The 19,183-nt window shown below is 46.1% G+C and carries 20 protein-coding genes; 15 read left to right on the top strand and 5 right to left on the bottom strand.

Annotated elements, in window-relative coordinates; all coding sequences use genetic code 11:
* Both NTW12_00580 and NTW12_00585 read left to right on the top strand, forming a co-directional pair.
* On the top strand, positions 1–542 hold a 542-nt coding region (locus NTW12_00580; protein ID MCX5844849.1), incomplete at its 5' end, for a hypothetical protein.
* A 465-nt stretch (positions 543–1,007) separates the two neighbouring features.
* Positions 1,008–2,723 (top strand): glycosyltransferase family 39 protein, encoded by a 1,716-nt coding sequence (locus tag NTW12_00585; protein MCX5844850.1) that lies wholly within the window; start codon positions 1,008–1,010, stop codon positions 2,721–2,723.
* Between the two features lie 361 nt (positions 2,724–3,084).
* Here NTW12_00585 and NTW12_00590 read toward each other — a convergent pair whose 3' ends face one another.
* From NTW12_00590 to NTW12_00600, 3 genes are all read right to left on the bottom strand, one after another.
* The gene (locus NTW12_00590; protein MCX5844851.1) at positions 3,085–4,068 is read right to left on the bottom strand and encodes an ornithine cyclodeaminase family protein; all 984 of its coding nucleotides are present in this window, start codon (positions 4,066–4,068) and stop codon (positions 3,085–3,087) included.
* A 153-nt stretch (positions 4,069–4,221) separates the two neighbouring features.
* Positions 4,222–5,592: a sigma-54 dependent transcriptional regulator gene (locus NTW12_00595; GenBank protein ID MCX5844852.1), complete on the bottom strand. Its 1,371-nt coding sequence runs from the start codon at positions 5,590–5,592 to the stop codon at positions 4,222–4,224.
* A 28-nt stretch (positions 5,593–5,620) separates the two neighbouring features.
* Entirely contained in the window at positions 5,621–6,703 is a 1,083-nt protein-coding gene (locus NTW12_00600; GenBank protein ID MCX5844853.1) for an ATP-binding protein, read from the bottom strand.
* Between the two features lie 713 nt (positions 6,704–7,416).
* Between NTW12_00600 and NTW12_00605 the strand changes: the two genes are divergently transcribed.
* The 10 genes from NTW12_00605 to NTW12_00650 all read left to right on the top strand — a co-directional run bounded on the left by NTW12_00605 (position 7,417) and on the right by NTW12_00650 (position 15,117).
* The gene (locus NTW12_00605; protein MCX5844854.1) at positions 7,417–7,665 is read left to right on the top strand and encodes a hypothetical protein; all 249 of its coding nucleotides are present in this window, start codon (positions 7,417–7,419) and stop codon (positions 7,663–7,665) included.
* 444 nt (positions 7,666–8,109) lie between these two features.
* A complete protein-coding gene (locus NTW12_00610; protein ID MCX5844855.1) occupies positions 8,110–9,309 on the top strand; it encodes an acyl-CoA dehydrogenase family protein in 1,200 nt (399 codons plus the stop codon).
* 2 nt (positions 9,310–9,311) lie between these two features.
* Positions 9,312–10,304 (top strand): ketoacyl-ACP synthase III, encoded by a 993-nt coding sequence (locus tag NTW12_00615; protein ID MCX5844856.1) that lies wholly within the window; start codon positions 9,312–9,314, stop codon positions 10,302–10,304.
* Positions 10,301–10,897: a bifunctional 3-hydroxydecanoyl-ACP dehydratase/trans-2-decenoyl-ACP isomerase gene (fabA, locus tag NTW12_00620; protein ID MCX5844857.1), complete on the top strand. Its 597-nt coding sequence runs from the start codon at positions 10,301–10,303 to the stop codon at positions 10,895–10,897. The genes NTW12_00615 and fabA overlap by 4 nt, the downstream gene beginning before the upstream one ends.
* On the top strand, positions 10,894–11,622 hold the full coding sequence (locus tag NTW12_00625; GenBank protein MCX5844858.1) for a 3-oxoacyl-ACP reductase FabG: 729 nt from the start codon (positions 10,894–10,896) through the stop codon (positions 11,620–11,622). The genes fabA and NTW12_00625 overlap by 4 nt, the downstream gene beginning before the upstream one ends.
* Positions 11,612–12,088 (top strand): beta-hydroxyacyl-ACP dehydratase, encoded by a 477-nt coding sequence (locus NTW12_00630; GenBank protein MCX5844859.1) that lies wholly within the window; start codon positions 11,612–11,614, stop codon positions 12,086–12,088. Before NTW12_00625 ends, NTW12_00630 begins: the two co-directional genes overlap by 11 nt.
* Positions 12,089–12,120: 32 nt before the next feature.
* Entirely contained in the window at positions 12,121–13,413 is a 1,293-nt protein-coding gene (locus NTW12_00635) for a beta-ketoacyl-[acyl-carrier-protein] synthase family protein (GenBank protein ID MCX5844860.1), read from the top strand.
* A 3-nt stretch (positions 13,414–13,416) separates the two neighbouring features.
* Positions 13,417–13,665 (top strand): phosphopantetheine-binding protein, encoded by a 249-nt coding sequence (locus NTW12_00640; GenBank protein ID MCX5844861.1) that lies wholly within the window; start codon positions 13,417–13,419, stop codon positions 13,663–13,665.
* Between the two features lie 8 nt (positions 13,666–13,673).
* Positions 13,674–14,477: a lysophospholipid acyltransferase family protein gene (locus NTW12_00645; GenBank protein ID MCX5844862.1), complete on the top strand. Its 804-nt coding sequence runs from the start codon at positions 13,674–13,676 to the stop codon at positions 14,475–14,477.
* Positions 14,446–15,117 (top strand): 4'-phosphopantetheinyl transferase superfamily protein, encoded by a 672-nt coding sequence (locus NTW12_00650; GenBank protein MCX5844863.1) that lies wholly within the window; start codon positions 14,446–14,448, stop codon positions 15,115–15,117. The genes NTW12_00645 and NTW12_00650 overlap by 32 nt, the downstream gene beginning before the upstream one ends.
* On the opposite strand, the gene mobB is transcribed toward NTW12_00650, so the two are convergent.
* Positions 15,077–15,583, bottom strand: a complete 507-nt coding sequence (gene mobB / locus NTW12_00655; GenBank protein ID MCX5844864.1) for a molybdopterin-guanine dinucleotide biosynthesis protein B — start codon at positions 15,581–15,583, stop codon at positions 15,077–15,079. The two genes, NTW12_00650 and mobB, sit on opposite strands and share 41 nt — an antisense overlap.
* A 5-nt stretch (positions 15,584–15,588) precedes the next feature.
* Complete coding sequence (locus NTW12_00660) at positions 15,589–16,089, bottom strand: GNAT family N-acetyltransferase (GenBank protein MCX5844865.1); 501 nt, start codon at positions 16,087–16,089, stop codon at positions 15,589–15,591.
* Positions 16,090–16,996: 907 nt separating this feature from the next.
* Here NTW12_00660 and NTW12_00665 point away from each other — a divergent pair.
* The 3 genes from NTW12_00665 (at position 16,997) to NTW12_00675 (ending at position 18,887) form a co-directional block, all read left to right on the top strand.
* Entirely contained in the window at positions 16,997–17,227 is a 231-nt protein-coding gene (locus NTW12_00665; GenBank protein MCX5844866.1) for a DUF433 domain-containing protein, read from the top strand.
* Complete coding sequence (locus NTW12_00670; GenBank protein ID MCX5844867.1) at positions 17,220–17,591, top strand: DUF5615 family PIN-like protein; 372 nt, start codon at positions 17,220–17,222, stop codon at positions 17,589–17,591. Before NTW12_00665 ends, NTW12_00670 begins: the two co-directional genes overlap by 8 nt.
* Positions 17,592–18,362: 771 nt before the next feature.
* Positions 18,363–18,887 carry a ferritin family protein gene (locus NTW12_00675; GenBank protein ID MCX5844868.1) on the top strand — a complete coding sequence of 175 codons (525 nt, stop codon included), beginning with the start codon at positions 18,363–18,365 and terminating at the stop codon, positions 18,885–18,887.
* The last annotated feature ends 296 nt before the right edge of the window (positions 18,888–19,183 follow it).

Here is a 19,183-nt window from a genome sequence, read left to right on the forward strand (position 1 = left end):
GCCTGTCCGCCACCTGGCATTTGGATAACCGCTGGCTTTTCTCAGTGAATTCAAATGTCATTGAAACATCCCGGAGCATCGACTCCTTTGCGGTATTGGCAGGAATCGGATATCAGCTTGAAGCCCCCCGCTCGCCGGATCAGACTTCCGCATCATCCCCCGGAACCGAAAGCAATGTCAAGAATGAGGTCACGGTTTTTGGAGGCGTGACGATTGTCAACAGCTGTGATTCGGAAAATACAACATCCTGGATGCTGGAGTACCGGCGCAGTCTCGGACGCTATTTCGACTGGACCATCGGATGGCTCAGTGAGGGTCATCCAGGGCCCTTAGACCGGGATGGGTTGATCACCCAACTGTGGCTCGTCCGGTCTTTTTTCGAGGATCGGCTGACCCTCGGGGTCGGTGCCGGACCCTACGTCGCCCTTGACAAACTCCGGAAACAAGAATCTGGAGGCGATGACGAACTGACCGTTGCCGGTCTCGTCACCATGTCGGTGGCCTATCAATTTCGGCCTATCAATTTCGGTCGCCGTGGATAATCCGGATTTCCTGGAACAGGATCGTCACGAACTATGATCGAGACACCGATGTGTTGCTGGGCGGCATCGGGTTTCGCTTCTAAGCGCAGGTGGATCACAAGTTGAATCATCACATGCATGTGACCAACGAGCATCCTCGCGCGTCAAGAAGATTTCGTCTGACGGATCGACAGATTCACAGAAGCATCGGCACTTCATGTTCAGCATCCCGAAGATTCCAAAATAGGTTTTGAAAAGACACATTTCTATTGGCAACATGTCAGTTATGTAGCACAAAAACATAGCCTATTTGATGACCCCAACAATAATAACATTTCCTTGACATACAAGACCCCTCTAGTTATTCTCAGCCTCCACAAAAGCAAGTTCTCAATCTGAATCAATATTGATTCGTTGCAATGATTCTGTTAAGGAATTACTGTTTGATAGGAACCCATATTTCTCGAATCCATGCATGAGATTAAAATGGAAAAGGCTTTATTGAAATTGGCAAACAGCCGGGTTTTGTTTCTTATAATAATGCCTATAGTTCTGTACGTTGTGTTTTCTCCTCTAATGCCCCTGATAGAACCCGATGAAAGCCGTTATTTCGAGATATCAGATAATATGGTGGATTCAGGAGATTATGTAATACCGCGACTCGCCAATGTCATCTATCTGGAGAAGCCTCCCCTGACCTATTGGGCGTCTGCTATCATCTTCAAGTTTTTTGGTGAAACTGACTTCACTGCGAGGATCTATGTCGGCTTGTGTGCGTGGGCTTGTCTACTGCTGACTTACGGAATAGGCTCCTTTCTTCGGGATCGGACAACGGGGCTTTATGCCGCCGGTGTGCTTTGTACTTCTCTGTTTTTTTTCATCTTCGGAAACTTTAACATCCTCGACATTCCCCTAGCTTTATATACATGCTTGGCCACCTGGGCGGGATATCGCCATTTGGTCGGCACTTCCAAAAAAAAATGGCTTTATCTGCTTTATCTGTCCTCTGCTTTGGCTTTTTTGACCAAAGGATTAATTGGGGTGATCTTCCCCCTCGCCATTCTCGGGGTATGGCTGGTTTTTAGTGGACAGTGGAAACGTACCATGGGTCTCATCTCGCCGATCGGAATCGTTCTGTTTCTGGCAATCACTGCCCCTTGGTTCATCCTTGTGCAGCGAGCGCACCAGAATTTTCTGTGGTTTTTTTTCATTCAAGAACATCTTCTGAGATATACGACCACGATGCATGGGCGTGATAATACGTTTTTGTTATATGTGCCGGTTGTAATCCTCGGCATTCTTCCATGGGCTGCTTTTCTCGGCAAAGCCGCTTGGGAGATGCACAAAGGAAAAATTGTATCCTCGACTCTTCAGGGGAGCAAATTTCTTTGGACGTGGGTCATTCTTATTTTTGTTTTTTTTTCGTTGTCCCATTCTAAGCTTATTCCTTACATTGCCCCGATATTCATACCGTTGTCAGTCCTGATCGGCCATAAACTGAGAAATTACGATGATCTGACCCTGCATCCACGAAAACAATTCCAGTCTTTTCTTTTGCAGATTCCCATTCTACTGCAATCTCTCTTGCTCATGACTGTGTTTTTGCTCCCGATTTTCCTTCAGGTCGGCTCCAAGTTCGGTGGTGATTTGTCAATCGTTTATTCGCGGGAATTATCGTGGCTGATTATCTTGCCCATATTCAGCCAGCTGTTGCTTGCATTCCTTCCGGAATTGGTCAAAACGAGATATCAATGCGGATGGTTTGTCACTATTTATTTTCTGTCTGGACTGTTTCTGCTCTCGATGACCCCTTCCGTTTCTTCATTCCTGATCCCTTACAAATCCGCATATCCCGCTTCGCAGGCTATCAAGAGGATACTTCCTGCCGGCCACGAATTATATCAATACAAAATTATCCTTTATGGTATCGCCACATATAATGAGATACGAACGCCTCTAGTAGGCGACTTCGGTGAATTGAGCTACGGCATGAAGTTTCTTCCAAAGGAAGAGCGGGACCATTATTTCCTGACGGAGGAACAATTCAAGGCGCGGTGTGATCAGGAAGGCACGATTTATTGCTTAACAGAATATAGAGAGCATTTTGACGAGTTGACAAGAATGTTTCCAAACCATGAAGTGCTATGGTCAAATGGTGTGTATTACCTGATGAAACTTAAGTGTCAGATTAATGATTGCTGATAACAGTGCCTTTTCCGGCTATGCCTCTATGGTGATCCTGATTACTCATGGAAACTCTGCATGGCCTTATAAAGTCAGATAAAATCATTACACCCGATGAACCTCATATGAATCTCCTGCAAAAACTTTAAGAAGTACCGTGCACCATTTCCATCAGTAATACTCAATTTTTAAACTCTTTGACTCTATTTGTTTGTAGGTGAACGAGAGAGTTATCCTGTAGGTATAATACCTTTGCAAATCAGAAAGTACGCAGGAACCGGATGAACCACAAAATCCCCTTCGACCTTCGCAGGGTCAAATCGGCCAAGTCCTCTTTCCCGCCGCTGTTTCTTAAAAAAAGGGCACGCCTTGTGTGGAATTAAAACAATTCGATCTTCTTAATCCCCGGTCTATCTTTGAGCGCTTTATATACGGTGTATGCACAGGATATATCCTGAATTGCAAGGCCCGTGGAGTCGAAGAGGGTAATTTCCTCGTCCGATACCCTTCCTTTTTCCTTTCCTGCGACAATGTCTCCGAGCCCCGCATAGATATCTTTTTTCGTAAGTTGTTTATTGCGGACGGGCACATTGATCTCTCCACTATGTGACGCCTGCGCCCAATCGTCAATGACCACTTTAGCCTGCTTTACTATCTTCGGGTTGATTTCCTGTTTTCCTTCGGCATCGGCGCCGACGGCATTGATGTGAGTTCCGGGTGAAACCCTATTTACTAACGGCCTGCGGGACGGCGTCGTAGTGATGAGGATATCGACGTTGGTTGTTACTTCATCAATAGCGGGAGAGATGATCGTCTCCAGTTTGTATGTTTTCTCTACCCACTCTTTAAATCTCGGCGCCGTCTCATCTTCCGGGGTGAATTGCCATATTTTGACAGTTTTTAATTTCCTCACTTCCAGAATACATGCCAATTGTGTGCGCGCCTGAACGCCGCAACCGACAAATCCGGCAATTTTAGCGGTTTTCCTGCTCAAGAACTTAGCAGCCAATGCCCCCGCGGCGCCGGTACGGATGCTGGTCAAGTATGTGCCATCCAGTATCGCCAGCGGAAATCCGTTCTTTGGATCGGCAAGGATGATTACCGCCATGACCGTGGGAAGGTTGTACATGGCGTTTTCGGGGTGCACATTTACACTTTTTATACCGGCAATATCAAAACCCTGGCCGTGAATGTACGCCGGCATAGACCGTAAATCTCCCTTTTTGAAAGTGAGATAACTCTTTGCCGGCATATCGGCCTGGCCCAGGCCATACGCCTTGAATGCCTTCTCGATGGTTTTATTGGCTACTGATGGCGTTAATACTTTTTGTACGTCCTTCCTCGTGAATATCAGTGTTTTCATCTACACACCCCCGGCAAATATTCATTAATATTGCACTTTTCCTATTTCCAAAAACAGTATTCAGAATACAGAAGGCAGAAGAAAGAATAAAAAAGCAAGCCCCCTGTTCTGTCTCCTGTATTCTGTATTCTGAATTCTGAATTCTGTTTCCTGCTATTGTTTACGGAGACTATATTTTATCATCTTCAATTGCAGACCTTTCCTGCTGAGACCGAGCCGCTGAGCAGCTTTGGTGACATTACCGCCGCACTCCTCCAAACACTGCGTTATCGTTTGTTTTTCCACCTCTTCCATATAGCTCTTCACGAAACTTTTAAGGGGTTTTTTCTGTCCCGCAGGCTGGGAAAGGGAAAGCGCCTCGGCGGCTGATTTCCATTCCGGTGGAATATCTTCAAAGGTAATCGTATCCCCACCGGCCATGAGAACAATACGTTCCATAAAATTTTCCAACTCCCGGATATTGCCCGGCCAGTCATATTGAATAAGGAGCTCTTTCACCCGGGAATCGATATTTCGAACCGACCTTTCTAGCTTCCTGTTAAACTTCTCGATAAAGTAGTCGGTAAGGGGAAGTACATCTTCTCTTCTTTCCCGGAGGGGAGGCAGGTGTGTGGGAAAAACATTGAGCCGGTAATAAAGATCTTCTCTAAACCTGCCTTCTTTCACATCCTGAAGAAGATTCCTGTTTGTCGCCGCAATTAATCTTACATCCACTTTAATCGTGCGCAGGCCGCCGACCCGCTCGAATTCGTGATCTTGGATTGCCCTGAGGAGCTTCACCTGCATATCCCTTGGAATATCCCCCACCTCGTCTAAAAAGAGGGTCCCCTTATCCGCCAGTTCAAACCTCCCCGGTTTTGTAGACACAGCGCCGGTGAAAGCCCCCCTTTCATAACCGAACAGTTCGCTTTCTATGAGATTCTCCGCAATGGCGGCACAGTTGATCTTAACGAATGGATTATTCCTGCGAGGGCTGTTTCTATGAATGGCACAGGCTATGAGATCTTTGCCGGTACCCGTCTCACCCGTAATCAGTACGCTTGTCGACGTCGGGGCAACTTTTTTGATGGTTTCATATATCTTTAACATGGGTTCACTGGATCCCACAATCCCTTGCCGATCCACATCATCGGGACTGATGAAGAGCTCTTCTTCATTCAACCGCCTTGTTTTTATGGCCTTATGGATTATGTGTTGCAATTCATCTCGTTCAAACGGTTTGGTGATATAATCGAAGGCCCCCTTCTTCAAGGCATCCACGGCGGCAGCAATCGTACCATGAGCGGTTATAATAATAACCGGTGTAGAAGGATAATCACGAATCACTCTCTCCAGAAGACCCATTCCATCGAGTTTCGGCATCTTCATATCAGTCACAATGACTTCTACATCACCGCTCTTGAGGATTTTCAATGCTTCCAGGCCATCCGATGCCGTTGCTACGTCATACCCCTCCTTACTCAGCAAGGCCTTCAAGACCAGCCGCATATTGAGTTCATCATCAACGACAAGTATCTTCTCCATCATAGTTCACCCAAATAATAAGTTTTTCTCACTGCGTACCACCCAGCCTTATATAAAATATGCTCCCCTGCATCGGGATTGACTTAACCCTTACATGACCGCCATGATTTTTAATAATTTTCTGACAAATGGCAAGGCCGAGACCAACACCTCTTTCTTTGGTTGTGAAAAATGGTTTGAAAATATTTTTCATTTCTTCTTTTTTAATTCCTGTTCCCGTATCCCTGATGGAAATGCCCACCGCTTCGCCATCACCACTGCTAATCTTTGACGTTCTGAAAATCAAAGTTCCTCCTGCCGGCATTGCCTCTACAGCGTTAAATGCAATATTCAGCATAACCTGAATCAGTTGTTCTGCATCCACATTTATGAAGGGCAAATCAGGACGCAACTCTTTCTCAATGACAATATTATCTAACCGGGGACTCGCTTGGATGACTGACAGAGCCTTCTCAATAATTTGATTAACGTCCTGCATCTTCAAGTTGAGGGTGTACGGTTTGGCATAATTGAGAAATTGAGATACGACGCTGTTCAACCGGTCTGCTTCTTCTATTATGACGTCTAACAACCTTTGATTCTCACCATTACCTAACTCTGATCTAAGATACTGGGCAGCGCCTTTGATAGAGCCGAGGGGATTCCGTATTTCATGAGCTAAAACGGGCGCCATTTCCTCCAGCAGGAGTGATTTTTCTCTCTCGAGCTTTTCATCAAAGGCATACAGGGAGGTAAATACATCCTTGCCTTCCGGGTATATATAACTGAATATCATCTTCAAGACGAGCTTGAAAGGTTCTATAGCGATAACGATTATAATAGACGCCAATAATATATGGGTAAAGGGGGGACTTACCCCTTTACCGAATAATCCAATAATGAGGACAATAGTGATCGTCGCAAAGAGGGTGATGATCGAAACGACGAGCGCCCTCGCCATGAGTTCGTGCAATTCGGGAAGATGAGGGTGTGTAATAAGAATCAGAATAAAGTACAGGAGAACGGCAATAAAGAGATTGGAAAGAGGAGGGAATGCATATCCATAATAATACAAAATGTCACAGGAACTCAGGAGCGCCGTTGCCGCGCACGCGACAGATAAATAAACCATTCGCGTTCTTTCAACGCCCTGGGGTCTTGTTCTAACGTAGTGAATAAGAGCTATATAACAGACAATAAGTAGTGAGCATGTATATAATAGAAGGAAATTTTCAAGGTATGCCCACCTGTACAGGGGTGAGAAAAAGGTCATGAAAAGTAAAATGCTGAAAACCGTAGTGGTTATAATATCCCTCTTTGTTAGAAAAGTTTGCTGGTGAAGGAGTGAACGGGTAAACTTTATGGAAGAGGGAGGAATGGCAATCAACCCCAGGTATTCAATAATTTTCCAGAAATCATGAGTAAGGGCTCCGTAGAAAAAGGCGCCCCCTTTATAGAGAAAGAGTGACAGACACAAAGAAGCAAAGGATACATGGACGGGAACCTTTTTTTTATTGATAATCAAAACACTTGAAATTATAAGGCTAACTGTTGCTAATGCAAAAGTTTCCATAAAGCCAAAGCCCTATCGTCCAGGAAACACGTCCAATAGCTGTTTATGTTCTAAGGTGTCGCTCCTGCGAAACTTCTCCTTCCGACAGCGGGGATCGAAAAACAGGATTCGCAAATTACCACGGCCCCCCACTTTCTTAGGAGGTATCTGGATTCCTGATTGCGCAAGATTCATAGCTCATCCCTATTATTCTTCTATAATTAGCTGTGTCTATTTTAAAAGGATGATATAAATTTTGATCATGGAAGTCAAGAAAGCAGAAGAACTGCTTCATGATACGATATAAAAAACAAGCCGAGCATGCTTATAACATGCTCGGCCACTTTTTTATCTTTCAAAATTTTACTAATACTACTTATGCGCAGGAGCCGGTGCTGCCGGTGCTGCCGGTGCCGGGGGCGCGCCTGGAGCCGGTGCCGGGGCTGGTGCTGGTGCAGGAGCTGGTGCCGGTGCTGCTGCCTCTTTCTTGGCAGGCTCAGCCGGTTTCTTTTCTGGCGCCGATGGGCAGCCGACCAACGTAAACGTTAGTGTTACAAAGAAAAGAATTGAAAAAATGATTGCGAACAGTTTTCTCATCGATTTCTACCTCCTTTTTAAATTTTTTCTGATGTTGGAAAATCACATCCATCCCTTGATGTGGGCAAGATACTCTATATTTTTTTACCTTGTCAAGATAAATCTTCACTACATGAAGACCTTTTTTTTCACAACTTGATCGATAAACATGTTTTTTACCTTTACAACACGTTATTCTGCGTAGACAAATACGCACCGCAAAGAAAATTACACGGCGCAAGCACTGTAAATCCCTTTCCAAATGACACTAAAAAAAGCCGCACAAATCGTAAATTAATAAATAATAATAAAATGTTATGGTGCAATAGAGTGTATCAATCATCCAACTGGCACAGATACTGCTAATGACACATACGCTTATCGCAAAATAATATAAAAGGATTCTTGAAATGGATTTTACTCTTACAGATAGTCAGCAGATGTACGTGGATACAGTCAGCAGGTTTGTCAAGAATCAGATAATACCGCATGTTATGGAATTAGAAAGGAAACACACCTTTCCCTGGGACATTGTTCAGAAGGCTTGGGAACTTGGCATTTTGAATTTGAGCGTCCCGGAATCCATCAAAGGATACGAAATAGATCCTGTATCGACGGCCCTGATTATCAAGGAACTGTCCTACGGTGATACGGGAATTTCAACATCGGCAATGTGCAATGACCTTGCGAATACGGTTATAGCACAGCATGGCACGGACGAACAGAAGGCTGCTTTTTTAGGCCCCTTTGTTGAGAAGCCTATACTGGCCTCCTTCTGTCTGACGGAACCGGGCGCCGGATCTGATAACTCTGCAATGACGACATTTATCAAAAAGGGAGCTGATGGAACGTACCTTCTCAATGGCAGTAAGTGTTTTATTACCAATGCCTCATATGCCTCGCAGTTTACCGTTTTTTGTAAAGTTGGGAAACCGACGGGAAATTTCATGGCCTGTGTGATAGTTCCCGCGTTACCGGTGTTGCCTTCAAACTCAGATCATCATTTAAATGAAGGCAGAGAGATACCTCTGCCAACCGGCGGGAAGATCATTATCGGTAAGCCGGAAGACAAACTTGGACAGCGCTTATCAAACACAGCTGCCGTCACCTTCGAAGATGTTGTTATTAGTGACAATCAGATCATTGGCGATCGGCGATTGGGATTTAAGTACGTCATAGACGTTCTCGATTATGCGCGGCCGATGGTGGCAGCAATTGGTGTCGGTCTTGCCAAGAGGGCGCTGGACATCACCCTCGAATATACAAAAGCGCGTAAGCAATTCGGACAAAGGATTTGTGATCTGCCGGTTGCAAGAGAAACCTTGGTGAAAATGTGGAAAAAAGTGGAATTATCAGAGATGGCGCTGATGAAGGCGGCTTTCATGGTTCAAGAAAGGGCGGAAGAGAGAGGCATTTATGCTTCTCTTGCAAAGAATGTCGCCGCAGAGGCGGCAATTTTCTGTGCTAACGAAGGCCTTCACCTTCATGGCGGATATGGTTTCATGTCGGAATATGAAATTTCGAAGCTGGCAAGGGATGCTCACATCATTGATATTTATGAGGGTGTCCGGGAGGTTCAGAACATGATCATCGGAAGGGAAATTGTGTGATTATGCTTTATCTTCACGGTCTTGGCCATTTTTACCCCGATAATATCATCACCAATCCATTTCTAGAAGAACTGGATATCGGAACATCTGAAGAATGGATTCTGGAGAGAGTCGGTATTCGTACCCGTCGTACCGTTCTTCCTTTAGACTACATAAGGACTACAAAAAACAGAGACCCGCGCGAAGCTCTAGACGCCGGCCTCTATAACAATACTTCGACCGGTACCGCAGCTGCGCGGATGGCGCTCGACCGGGCCGGACTCAAACCGGAAGATATCGGTCTTGTCATCTCCGGCAGTTCCGCCCCCGATAGTCTTTCTCCCGCAGAGGCAACAACCATCGCTGCGGCACTGGGAATAGAGGCTCCCTGTTTTGATCTCAACTCTGCCTGCACCAGTTTTGGTATGCAGATCCATTTCCTCAGTCAGATGAAGCCGGAAGCTTTGCCGCCCTTTACTCTCGTGGTCAATCCGGAAAATCTTACCCGTAGTATAGACTATTCCGACAGAAATACCGCCGTACTATTCGGTGATGGGAGTTCCGCTGCCGTCGTTTCAGCAACCGTCCCATCAAGAGCGGCCTTTATGGCATGTTCGTGTGAATCAAAACCTTCGTCCTGTGATAAGGTCAGTATTCCTCGCATGGGCTACTTTCAACAGGACGGAAACGCTGTACAGGGATTTGCCATCCGAAAAACGACAGAGGCCATTCGTATACTCCAGGATAATTTTTCTGTAAACGGCAACCGCTTTATTTTTGTAGGTCATCAGGCCAACCTGGGGATGCTGAAAACCGTCTGTGAGCGTACCGGCATCCTTGAGCAGAATCACTGGCATACAGTGGCGGATTTCGGCAACACCGGTTGTTCGGGAGCGCCTGCCGTTTTAAGCCAGAACTGGGACGAACTGAATCCCGGCGATCATGTGGCCATCGCCATTGTCGGGGCGGGATTTACATGGGTGCGTATGATGTTGAAGGTGGAAGAAGCATCATGAAGTATACGGAATTCATGGAATGCCAGCATTTCGGTCTGGAAGACCTCCTTGCTTTTTCTTATGGAAGCCTGGTGGACGATCCGCCTGCACATTTTGAAGCCCGGTTACCGGCGCCGCCTTTTCTCATGGCGGACCGTATCCTGTCATGCAAAAGCAACGGAAGACAGGGTTCCATTCTAGCGGAACAGGACATCAAGCTGGACGCATGGTATTTTCAATGCCATATGCCGGGAGATCCGGTCCAACCGGGGTGTCTCTGCGTAGATGCTGTATGGCAATTATTGGGTTTTTACTGTGTCTGGCGGGGTGCATTAGGTGCAGGCAGGGCTCTGGGTTGCGGTGAGGTTACTTTTAACGGTCAAATCCGTCCCTATAATAAATGTGTCCGTTATGAGATTCACATTAAGCGATATGCCCAGTTGAAGGAATCGGGGGCAAGTTTGGCAATCGCAGATGCCAATATTTATGTGGACAATGAAATGATAGCCCAGATTAAAGATGCGCGCACCGGTGTTTTTCAGGGAATTATCTATCCCGACTACCCGAAACGATCAGCCAATTCTGTCGGTGGAATCATGAGAGGTGGTTCATGAACAGGAAACCCGTTGCAATTGTAACCGGCGGTGGAAAGGGTATTGGTGCGGCATGCTGTCGAGCATTGTCCGTGGAAGGATTCCAGGTAGGCGTTCATTACCGTAGCAGTGAGGAACAAGCAAAGGCTGTTCTTGCTGAAATCGGCGATGGCTTTCTCCTCCAGGCGGATCTTGCCGACACCGACCAGGTAGAAGCCCTGGTCAATACGGTGAAGCAAACAGCGGGACACGTGGATGTTCTTGTCAATAATGCCGGAGTATCGGTAAATGCCGATATCAACAGTATGAAAATTGAGCAATTCGATGCTCAGCGTGCAGTTACACGCGGAACCTGGTACCTGACCAAACGAATCATCCGCCTCTTTATGCTGCGTCAGGGAGGGGGTCGTATCATTAATATATCCAGTGTCGTAGGGCATACCGGCAACGGCGGCCAGATTCCTTACACCATGGAAAAGGCGGCCATTGATGCCTTCACAAAATCCCTGTCGAAAGAATTAGCGGGGCGTAATATCCTCGTCAATTCAGTAGCTCCGGGATTCATTGAGACAGAGATGACGCAGCAGCTTCCCGAAGAGGTACAAAAGAGAATTCTCGATAATATTTCATTGAACCGTATAGGACGTCCCGAGGAAGTAGCCGAAGTGGTGGCTTTTCTCGCAACGCGCGGTTCATATATATCCGGAAGCGTCGTCCATGTGAACGGGGGACTTTATGGCGGCTGATCGGGAAACGATGGTCCGGATTCTCAATAGCGTTCCCCAGCAACATCCCTTTCGCTTTATCGACGAGATACTGGAACTGGATGATGAACATATTGTGGGCTCTTACCGCTTTCGTGAGGACGAGTATTTTTATCGGGGTCATTTCCCTGACCAACCGATCACTCCGGGAGTCATTCTTATTGAAACTATGGCACAAATGGGCGTTGTTGCTTTTGGTCTTTATCTTTACACAAAGCAGATAAATACGTCCATCGATGCATCAAAAGAGTTGACTACACTTTTTACTCTTGCAGAAGGGGTGGAGTTTACCGGGCTTGTGAGGCCTGGTGAGCGGGTGATTACCCGTGGTCAAAAAATATATTTTCGCATGGGAAATTTAAAATCGAAGGTCACCATGGAAAGGGAAAATGGTGAAATGGTGAGTTCTGGTGTATTGGCCGGAAGGGGAGTATCTTTTCGGATTTAACACTTAATGTTTTTTTGGAGGGTTACTGTAAGTTGAAAAAGAGAGTCGTTATAACGGGAATGGGGGTAGTGGCCCCCAACGCTCACGGTTTAGATAATTTTGAAGAGGCCCTGCGTGAAGGCAGATCAGGCATCCGCTTTATTCCTGAACTGCAGGAATTGAATTTTGCATGCCAGATCGGCGGTGTTCCACAGGATTTTGAGAGTATTCGCAAGCGTTACTTTGATCACGAAAAGCTTCTGTCCCTCAACGATAACATCGGATATGCGTCCGTCTCCGCTGTAGATGCATGGAATGACGCCGGTTTTACCGTGCCTGACGCAGATGATAATCGAGTGGACTGGGACACAGGTGTGATTGTCGGTTCCGGTATCGGCGGCATGGATACCATTGCCAAGACCGTGGTTCCTATGGTCAATGAAGGCAAGGTCCGCCGTATGGGAAGCCGAATCGTCGAGCAGGTTATGAACAGCGGCACCAGCGCCCGTATCGCCGGTCTGATGGCACTGGGAAACCAGGTGACTTCAAATTCGTCCGCCTGCAGCACAGGGAACGAAGCCGTTATTGAAGCATTGTGGAGAATACGCAATGGACTGGCCAAGCGCGTGCTGGCCGGTGGATCTGAAGGGGCATCACCCTACATCTGGGCCGGATTCGATGCCATGCGTGTCATCTGCCGGAAATACAACGATCGCCCGGAAGCGGCGTCACGGCCTTTAAGCGCTTCGGCGAGCGGTTTTGTGCCCGGTTCCGGAGCCGCAGTTCTGGTCATTGAAGATCTGGAATCCGCCCTGGAGCGCGGTGCAAGGATTTACGCGGAAGTTCTCGGAGGCGCCGTGAATTGCGGAGGGCACCGCATGGGTGGCTCTATAACCGCACCGAATCCTGAAGGGGTCAAGCGTTGTATTGAATCTGCCGTATCTGACGCCGGTATCACACCAGGGGAGGTCGATGCAATCAACGGCCACTTAACGGCAACCTTTGCCGATCCCGGTGAAGTGAAAAACTGGTCGGCAGCCCTCAAACGCGGACCCGATACGTTTCCCTACATCAATTCAACAAAATCATTGATCGGCCATTGTTTAGGGGCGGCAGGAGCCATCGAAAGTGTTGCCGTCGTATTGCAATTATATAAGGGGTTCCTCCATCCGTCCGCAAACTGCGAGGATATCCACCCCGATATCGCCGAATTTGAAGATAAAGTGCCCCACAAGTGCATTGACTATCCTGAGTTACGAATCATCGCCAAGGCCGGTTTCGGTTTCGGTGATGTAAACAGCTGTTTGATATTTAAAAAATGGGAAAATAATAAAAGGAGTTATTAGAAGATGGATGAACAAACGATTTTTAGCAAAATGATTGACATTTTAAGACTTTATACAAAGGACGCGAGCTTGTTAGACAAGGCGACACTGGATACCCACATCCTGAATGACCTCAAGGTCAACTCCGCGCGGTTGGTGGATGTTATTATAAAGTGTGAAGACACCTTCGGCGTTACCGTTGAAGACGATGAGGCCGACAAGATCGGGACAATCGGAGATGCCGTTGGCATCATAAAAACTAAATTAGGATAAGATGAGGTATGAAGAAAATGCTTCAGGGCCCTCTGCTCATTCAATATATTCTGGGACGGGTTGCTGTTTTTGTACTCGCCCCGCTCTATTTTGCAGCTATCCGGTTGATGGGATACCGGGTGAGGAATTTACGGAAGATCAGACAGGAATGCTCTCGTCATTTCAGAAATCACGATGGGCCATGGATCATATGCTCGAATCATCTTACCATGGTTGACTCCCCGATTATTATATATGCGACGGTCTCTTTATCCCGTCAGCTGCTTCATTATCGGGAGATTCCCTGGAATTTGCCGGAAAGAAATAATTTTCAGCGGAATATCATCCTGGCAATTCTCTGTTATCTGTCCAAGTGCATCGCCATCAATCGCGGCGGCAATCGTGAAGAGATGAAAAAAACCCTCGACACATGCAACTCTCTTTTAGAAGGGAAGCAGCATTTAATGGTTTTCCCGGAGGGAGGGCGCTCCCGGACCGGTAGAGTGAATACCGAGAGTTTTTCTTATGGTGTTGGCCGCTTTGTTAAAGATTTCGAAAACTGCAAGATTATGTGTATCTATCTCCGCGGGGATGGCCAACATACGTATGGGTTTGTTCCCAGGTTCGGTGAACGTTTTACTGTAAATATTGAAGTATTCCAGCCCCAATTAACAAAAGAAAACGGCCTCAGGGCTCAACGCGATTATGCGGAGCAGATCATCAAACACATGGCACACATGGAGGAAGACTATTTTACTACGAGTCGGCAACGATATAGTGGATTTGAGAGATCCACACAACGTGGGGAAAAGCCGGAATGCGCGATTCATTAACCGCGTTTTCACCCCCGATGAACAAAAGCTAATATTTGATGCCGCCAGTCAGGACGCCATACTATGGGCGCTGTGGGCCGGAAAGGAAACGGCATATAAGGTTATCAGCAAATGTTATCCTTCTGTGACTTCAGTGCCCCGGTTATATAAAGTAAGCCTGCATTCTGTGGAGACACTCACCACATCAGGTGATATTCCTTCTGGAAACAACACCATAACCGGCTTTGTCGACACACCTTGCGGCAATGTTTACATAAAGATTTTCATAACCTCCGACTATGTCCATTGCATCGGAACCACGTCACCATTGGAAGAAATGGATTCACTCGTTTGGCATGTAAACCGTATCAGTCCCGATTCAGAAGCCATGCCGGATTATGAATCAACTTTTGGACGTAACGCTCTTAAACGAGGTCTCTTGGCATACTGTGAACGAGATCAGGAAGACATTGACATCAAGCGTGAGAAAGGTTGTAATGGTCTGGGGCCTCCCTTTGTGTGTTTAAACGGCAAGCCGGTGGAGATTGATATCAGTCTCAGCCATGACGGCTTATTTGCTGCTTACGCTTTTGTTGATAGCGATGCCCGCAAAATGCACGTCAACCCTGAGAATTGCGTTTTAAAAACCGACCTTCAATAAGATTAACGATACTTCCTGCATCATTGATGTCCAGGCAGGGAACGCCTCTTTCAAGCGGCCTGTCGCTCGCAACGGCAATGAGATTATCTTCCCTGGTACATAAAGGTTCGTGCTTCAGTCCTGATCGAACGACCTCAATTTTTGGATGCGGATTTTTTTTAAAACCTTCAGAAAGGATAATATCAACATCCCGAATATAGTGATCCGTCAATTCCGATAATTCATAGTCTCTGTTTACATCTTCAATAACAGCGACCCGGTGGGGTGAGGCTATGACGGTAACCTGTGCACCCGCTTTTTTATGGCGCCAGCTATCTTTCCCCTCATGATCGATGTCAAAACCGTGATTGTTATGTTTGATCGTACCTACTCGATAGCCCCTTCGCCGTAACTCTATTATCAATTTTTCAATCAGGGTCGTTTTCCCCGTATTCGAGCGCCCCACAATAGACACAATCGGTATCACACTTTTCACCTTTTCCTATCGAACCACCGCCGGTCTGCAAGAACCACCGATGTTTCAATCTGACGTTCAGGAATTGACCAGTATTGTTGAAGTAAACGATCCTTTTCTTCCGGAGAAACCAGCCGGAAGCCATGTTTTTCATAGAAATGAACGGCCCATACCGCTGCCGCCCAGGTGCCGATTAAGACCGGGCGTTTCGTCCTCTCCCTGAGTGCAGACAGTAATTTCCCCCCGATGCCCTGGTTTCGTATCACCGTGCGAACATAGGCGTGCCGTATCAATGTTATATCCTGAACATCCTGCATGCCCGTTACACCAAGAAGCTCCCCATTTTCTTCATAGCCCCAGAATACGACTCCCTCATCGATCTCATGCCGGAGTTCCTCCCCGGACATATAGGGTTCTTGCCATCGGTCCGCCGGAATGATCCCCCGGTATGCCTGTGCGGCATCGTTAATGATATCATAAATCGTTTCAATTTCACCTTCGTTGCAGGGACGGATCAAGGGGTCGATCATTATTCAGCATCCTTTTCATTTCCTCCATTGGAGGAATAGGACATTCTATTTAACTCTCCTGTCTCTTTATTTCAAATAAAAATTTCATGAATTGCGGTTTGCGCTGTATGTCGTGGCGTCACTCTTTTGGCATTAAGCCCTGATGCCACATGCTGACCAGGAAACAGGATAATTATTTCCTTTCGTACAACTCCCCCTTAAAAAAATTTAACTGATTATTTCAAAACAACCTTAAAAAATAAATCTGTATTACGTCACCAGATTTTTCCCTGTCATTTCGACTGGAAGGGAGAAATCTTACCCCACCTTCCTAAAGAAACTTCCCTCCCCTGGTGGGAGTGATTGAGGGAGGGCGGTAATTAATCCGCTCATTCTGCAAATAGCGGAGCCACAGCCATCCCCTGTCATCCCGGACTTGATCCGGGATCCATTCCTTTGATCCTCGAAAAATGACTTGACTGATTTCATGTTTAGTTATATTTTCTCTTAAATTTCAAATGGATATTGAGGACAACATTTTAACACCCCTTTAACTCATCAACCAAGAGGTATACATGGACTGATTTCCCGCAACCCCTTTTCTCAAAAGAGAGTGGGGTTTTTTGTTTATAGGGAAAGAACAGGGGGCTCGGCTGCTTTTCCTTGTGGAAACAACTTATAGGAAAAGTTTGGTAAGTGGATTAAAAGATACTACTATCGGCACATGCTTGATAATGCAGTCAATTTATATTGACGTAATAGACTGTTTCCCCTATACTTTTCTTATTAACGAAGTAACTTTGAGTAAATAAATATTATGACCGTGGGAAACTGATCTATAAAGCACGACAGGAAATGCTATTTTTGATGCAGTTAAAAAATCATCTTTCTCAGGGGAAAACAGGAGATAAACATTATGAAATGCATGGATAGAATCGAGCTTAATCCAAGGGTCTGCAACGGTCGACCTGTTATAAGAGGAACAAGAATCCCGATTTCCGTTATTATTGAGCAGATCGCGGAGGGCGCTTCATGGGACGAGTTGCTTGTTAACTACCCTGAATTGAAACGTGAAGATATACAGGCAGCCTTATTTTATGCAAGGGAAACCATCGAGCATACCGATATCAGAATAGCCTATGCCTGAAAATATCAAGCTTTATCTGGACCAGATGCTGCAAGCGCACATTGCCCGTGTCTTGCGTGATGAAGGCTTTGATGTTCTACGAGTCTCGGAAACCGGTCAATCTCGTGCTGACGACGAACAAGTACTGAAGAAAGCAATCGACGATAATAGAATACTCATTACGCTGGATGAACACTTCGGTGATTGGGCAATCCTCCCGCTGAGCAGGCATCCTGGTGTAATTCGTCTGAAGGTTAATCCGACTACCTCCGATAACATATTACGTATTCTCCTGCCCTTTTTGCGTCGCCTTTTCCCCGATAAGATTGAGAACCATCTTGTCATACTTTCATCAAGCCGGGAAAAGTGGATTTCCACAGAATGACGACTAAAGGTCAAATCATACTACTATCTACAACTCTTCCTAAATTACCTGAAGAAACTACCCTCCCTGGGTGGGTGGGAGGGGGTTGAGGGAGGGGGTAATTAATCCGCTCATTCTGCAAATAGCGGAGCCACAGCCATCCCCTGTCATCCCGGACTTGATCCGGGATCCATTCCTTTGATCCTCGAAAAATGACTTGACGGATTTCATGTTTAGTTATATTTTCGCTTAAATTTCAAATGGATATTGAGGACAATATTGTAAACCCCCTTTAACTTATCAACCAAGAGGGATACATGGACTGATTTCCCGCAACCCCGTTTCTCAAAGGAGATCGGGTTTTTGTGTTTATAGGGAAAGAAATGGTGGAAGAAAAGTAGCCTGTCCCCTTTCCCTCCTTTCACCTCCCTTTTCAGCTTTTCAGCCCCCGCTCTTTCGAATACAAGTCGATGGTTATGTCCACCCGACTAGCTCATTAATTACAGATTCAAACATATGAAGCTGAACTGTTTATTTTTCCGTTTAAGAAAAAAGCGAATGTCTTCCTGTACTACACAAATCGGCAACCGAGACGAAAATGCAGGACTTCAATCCGTAATAAACACAATTCACGCCTGACGACAAACATCGACACCACACCTAACATTTTGTGGCCAAAATCCTCTTGACACACAAGATCCTTCTTCATATACTCCCACTGTGAAAAAGCAATGCCTTATTAAAAAATAAAAAAGAGAATTCTTATCAAACAAAGATTGAGGAGGTCAAGCCATGGCTAAAAAACAAGATTTAGACGTGTTTGATTTCGCCATCAAGGCGGAAAAGGATGGCATGGACTTTTACATGAAGGCAGCCAAGAAATTCTCCAGCAGCAACGAGCAACTCAAGAAGCTGTTTGTCGCTCTGGCCAAAGAGGAAGCTGCCCACATGAAGATCTTCATGGATTTCAAGATCAAGGCGGAAAGCAAGGGCATCGATCAATTCCTGAAAAGCCCGGAAATCGACGCCTATCTTGAAGTGATCGTCCAGGAAGGGCTGTTCCCCAAGGGTGAAACGGTCGACAAGCGCCTGGAAAAGGTGGAAACGGTGGGGCAGGCGGCGGCAATCGCCATGGCGGCGGAAAAGAACGCCATCCTGCTGTATACGGAATTAGCCAAATCATCCAGGGACAAGGAGCAGAAGAAGTTCTTCGAAAAGATCGTCAAGGAAGAGAAATTGCACTTGGTCATGGTAAGCGGCCTGCGGGCTGATCATGATCCCCTGTACGCCGCCCTGAGATTTGGACGGTTCATCTGAATCAGACAAATTCGATGGGCAACTCGCGAAATTCTTTCTGAAACTCCTCCGTCAGATCCCGGATGATCATGGAAACGATCAACCGGGTAATGTCGGTGAAGGTGAATCAATTGAAATTAGGGGATACTTCCCTATTTATTATTATTCCAGCGTCAATAAAACAAATATTTCTGTTGATAATCATCAATACTTTCAACTATTTCAGAGCGTTTGTTTGTAGGTGTTACCAAGTTTCAGCACAATTCTAATTTTGCTTGATAATGTTTACGCATTACCGGGTGAAAGGTACTACACGA

The sequence above is a fragment of the Deltaproteobacteria bacterium genome (assembly GCA_026388545.1).
Taxonomy (GTDB): Bacteria; Desulfobacterota; Syntrophia; order Syntrophales; family UBA2185; genus JAPLJS01.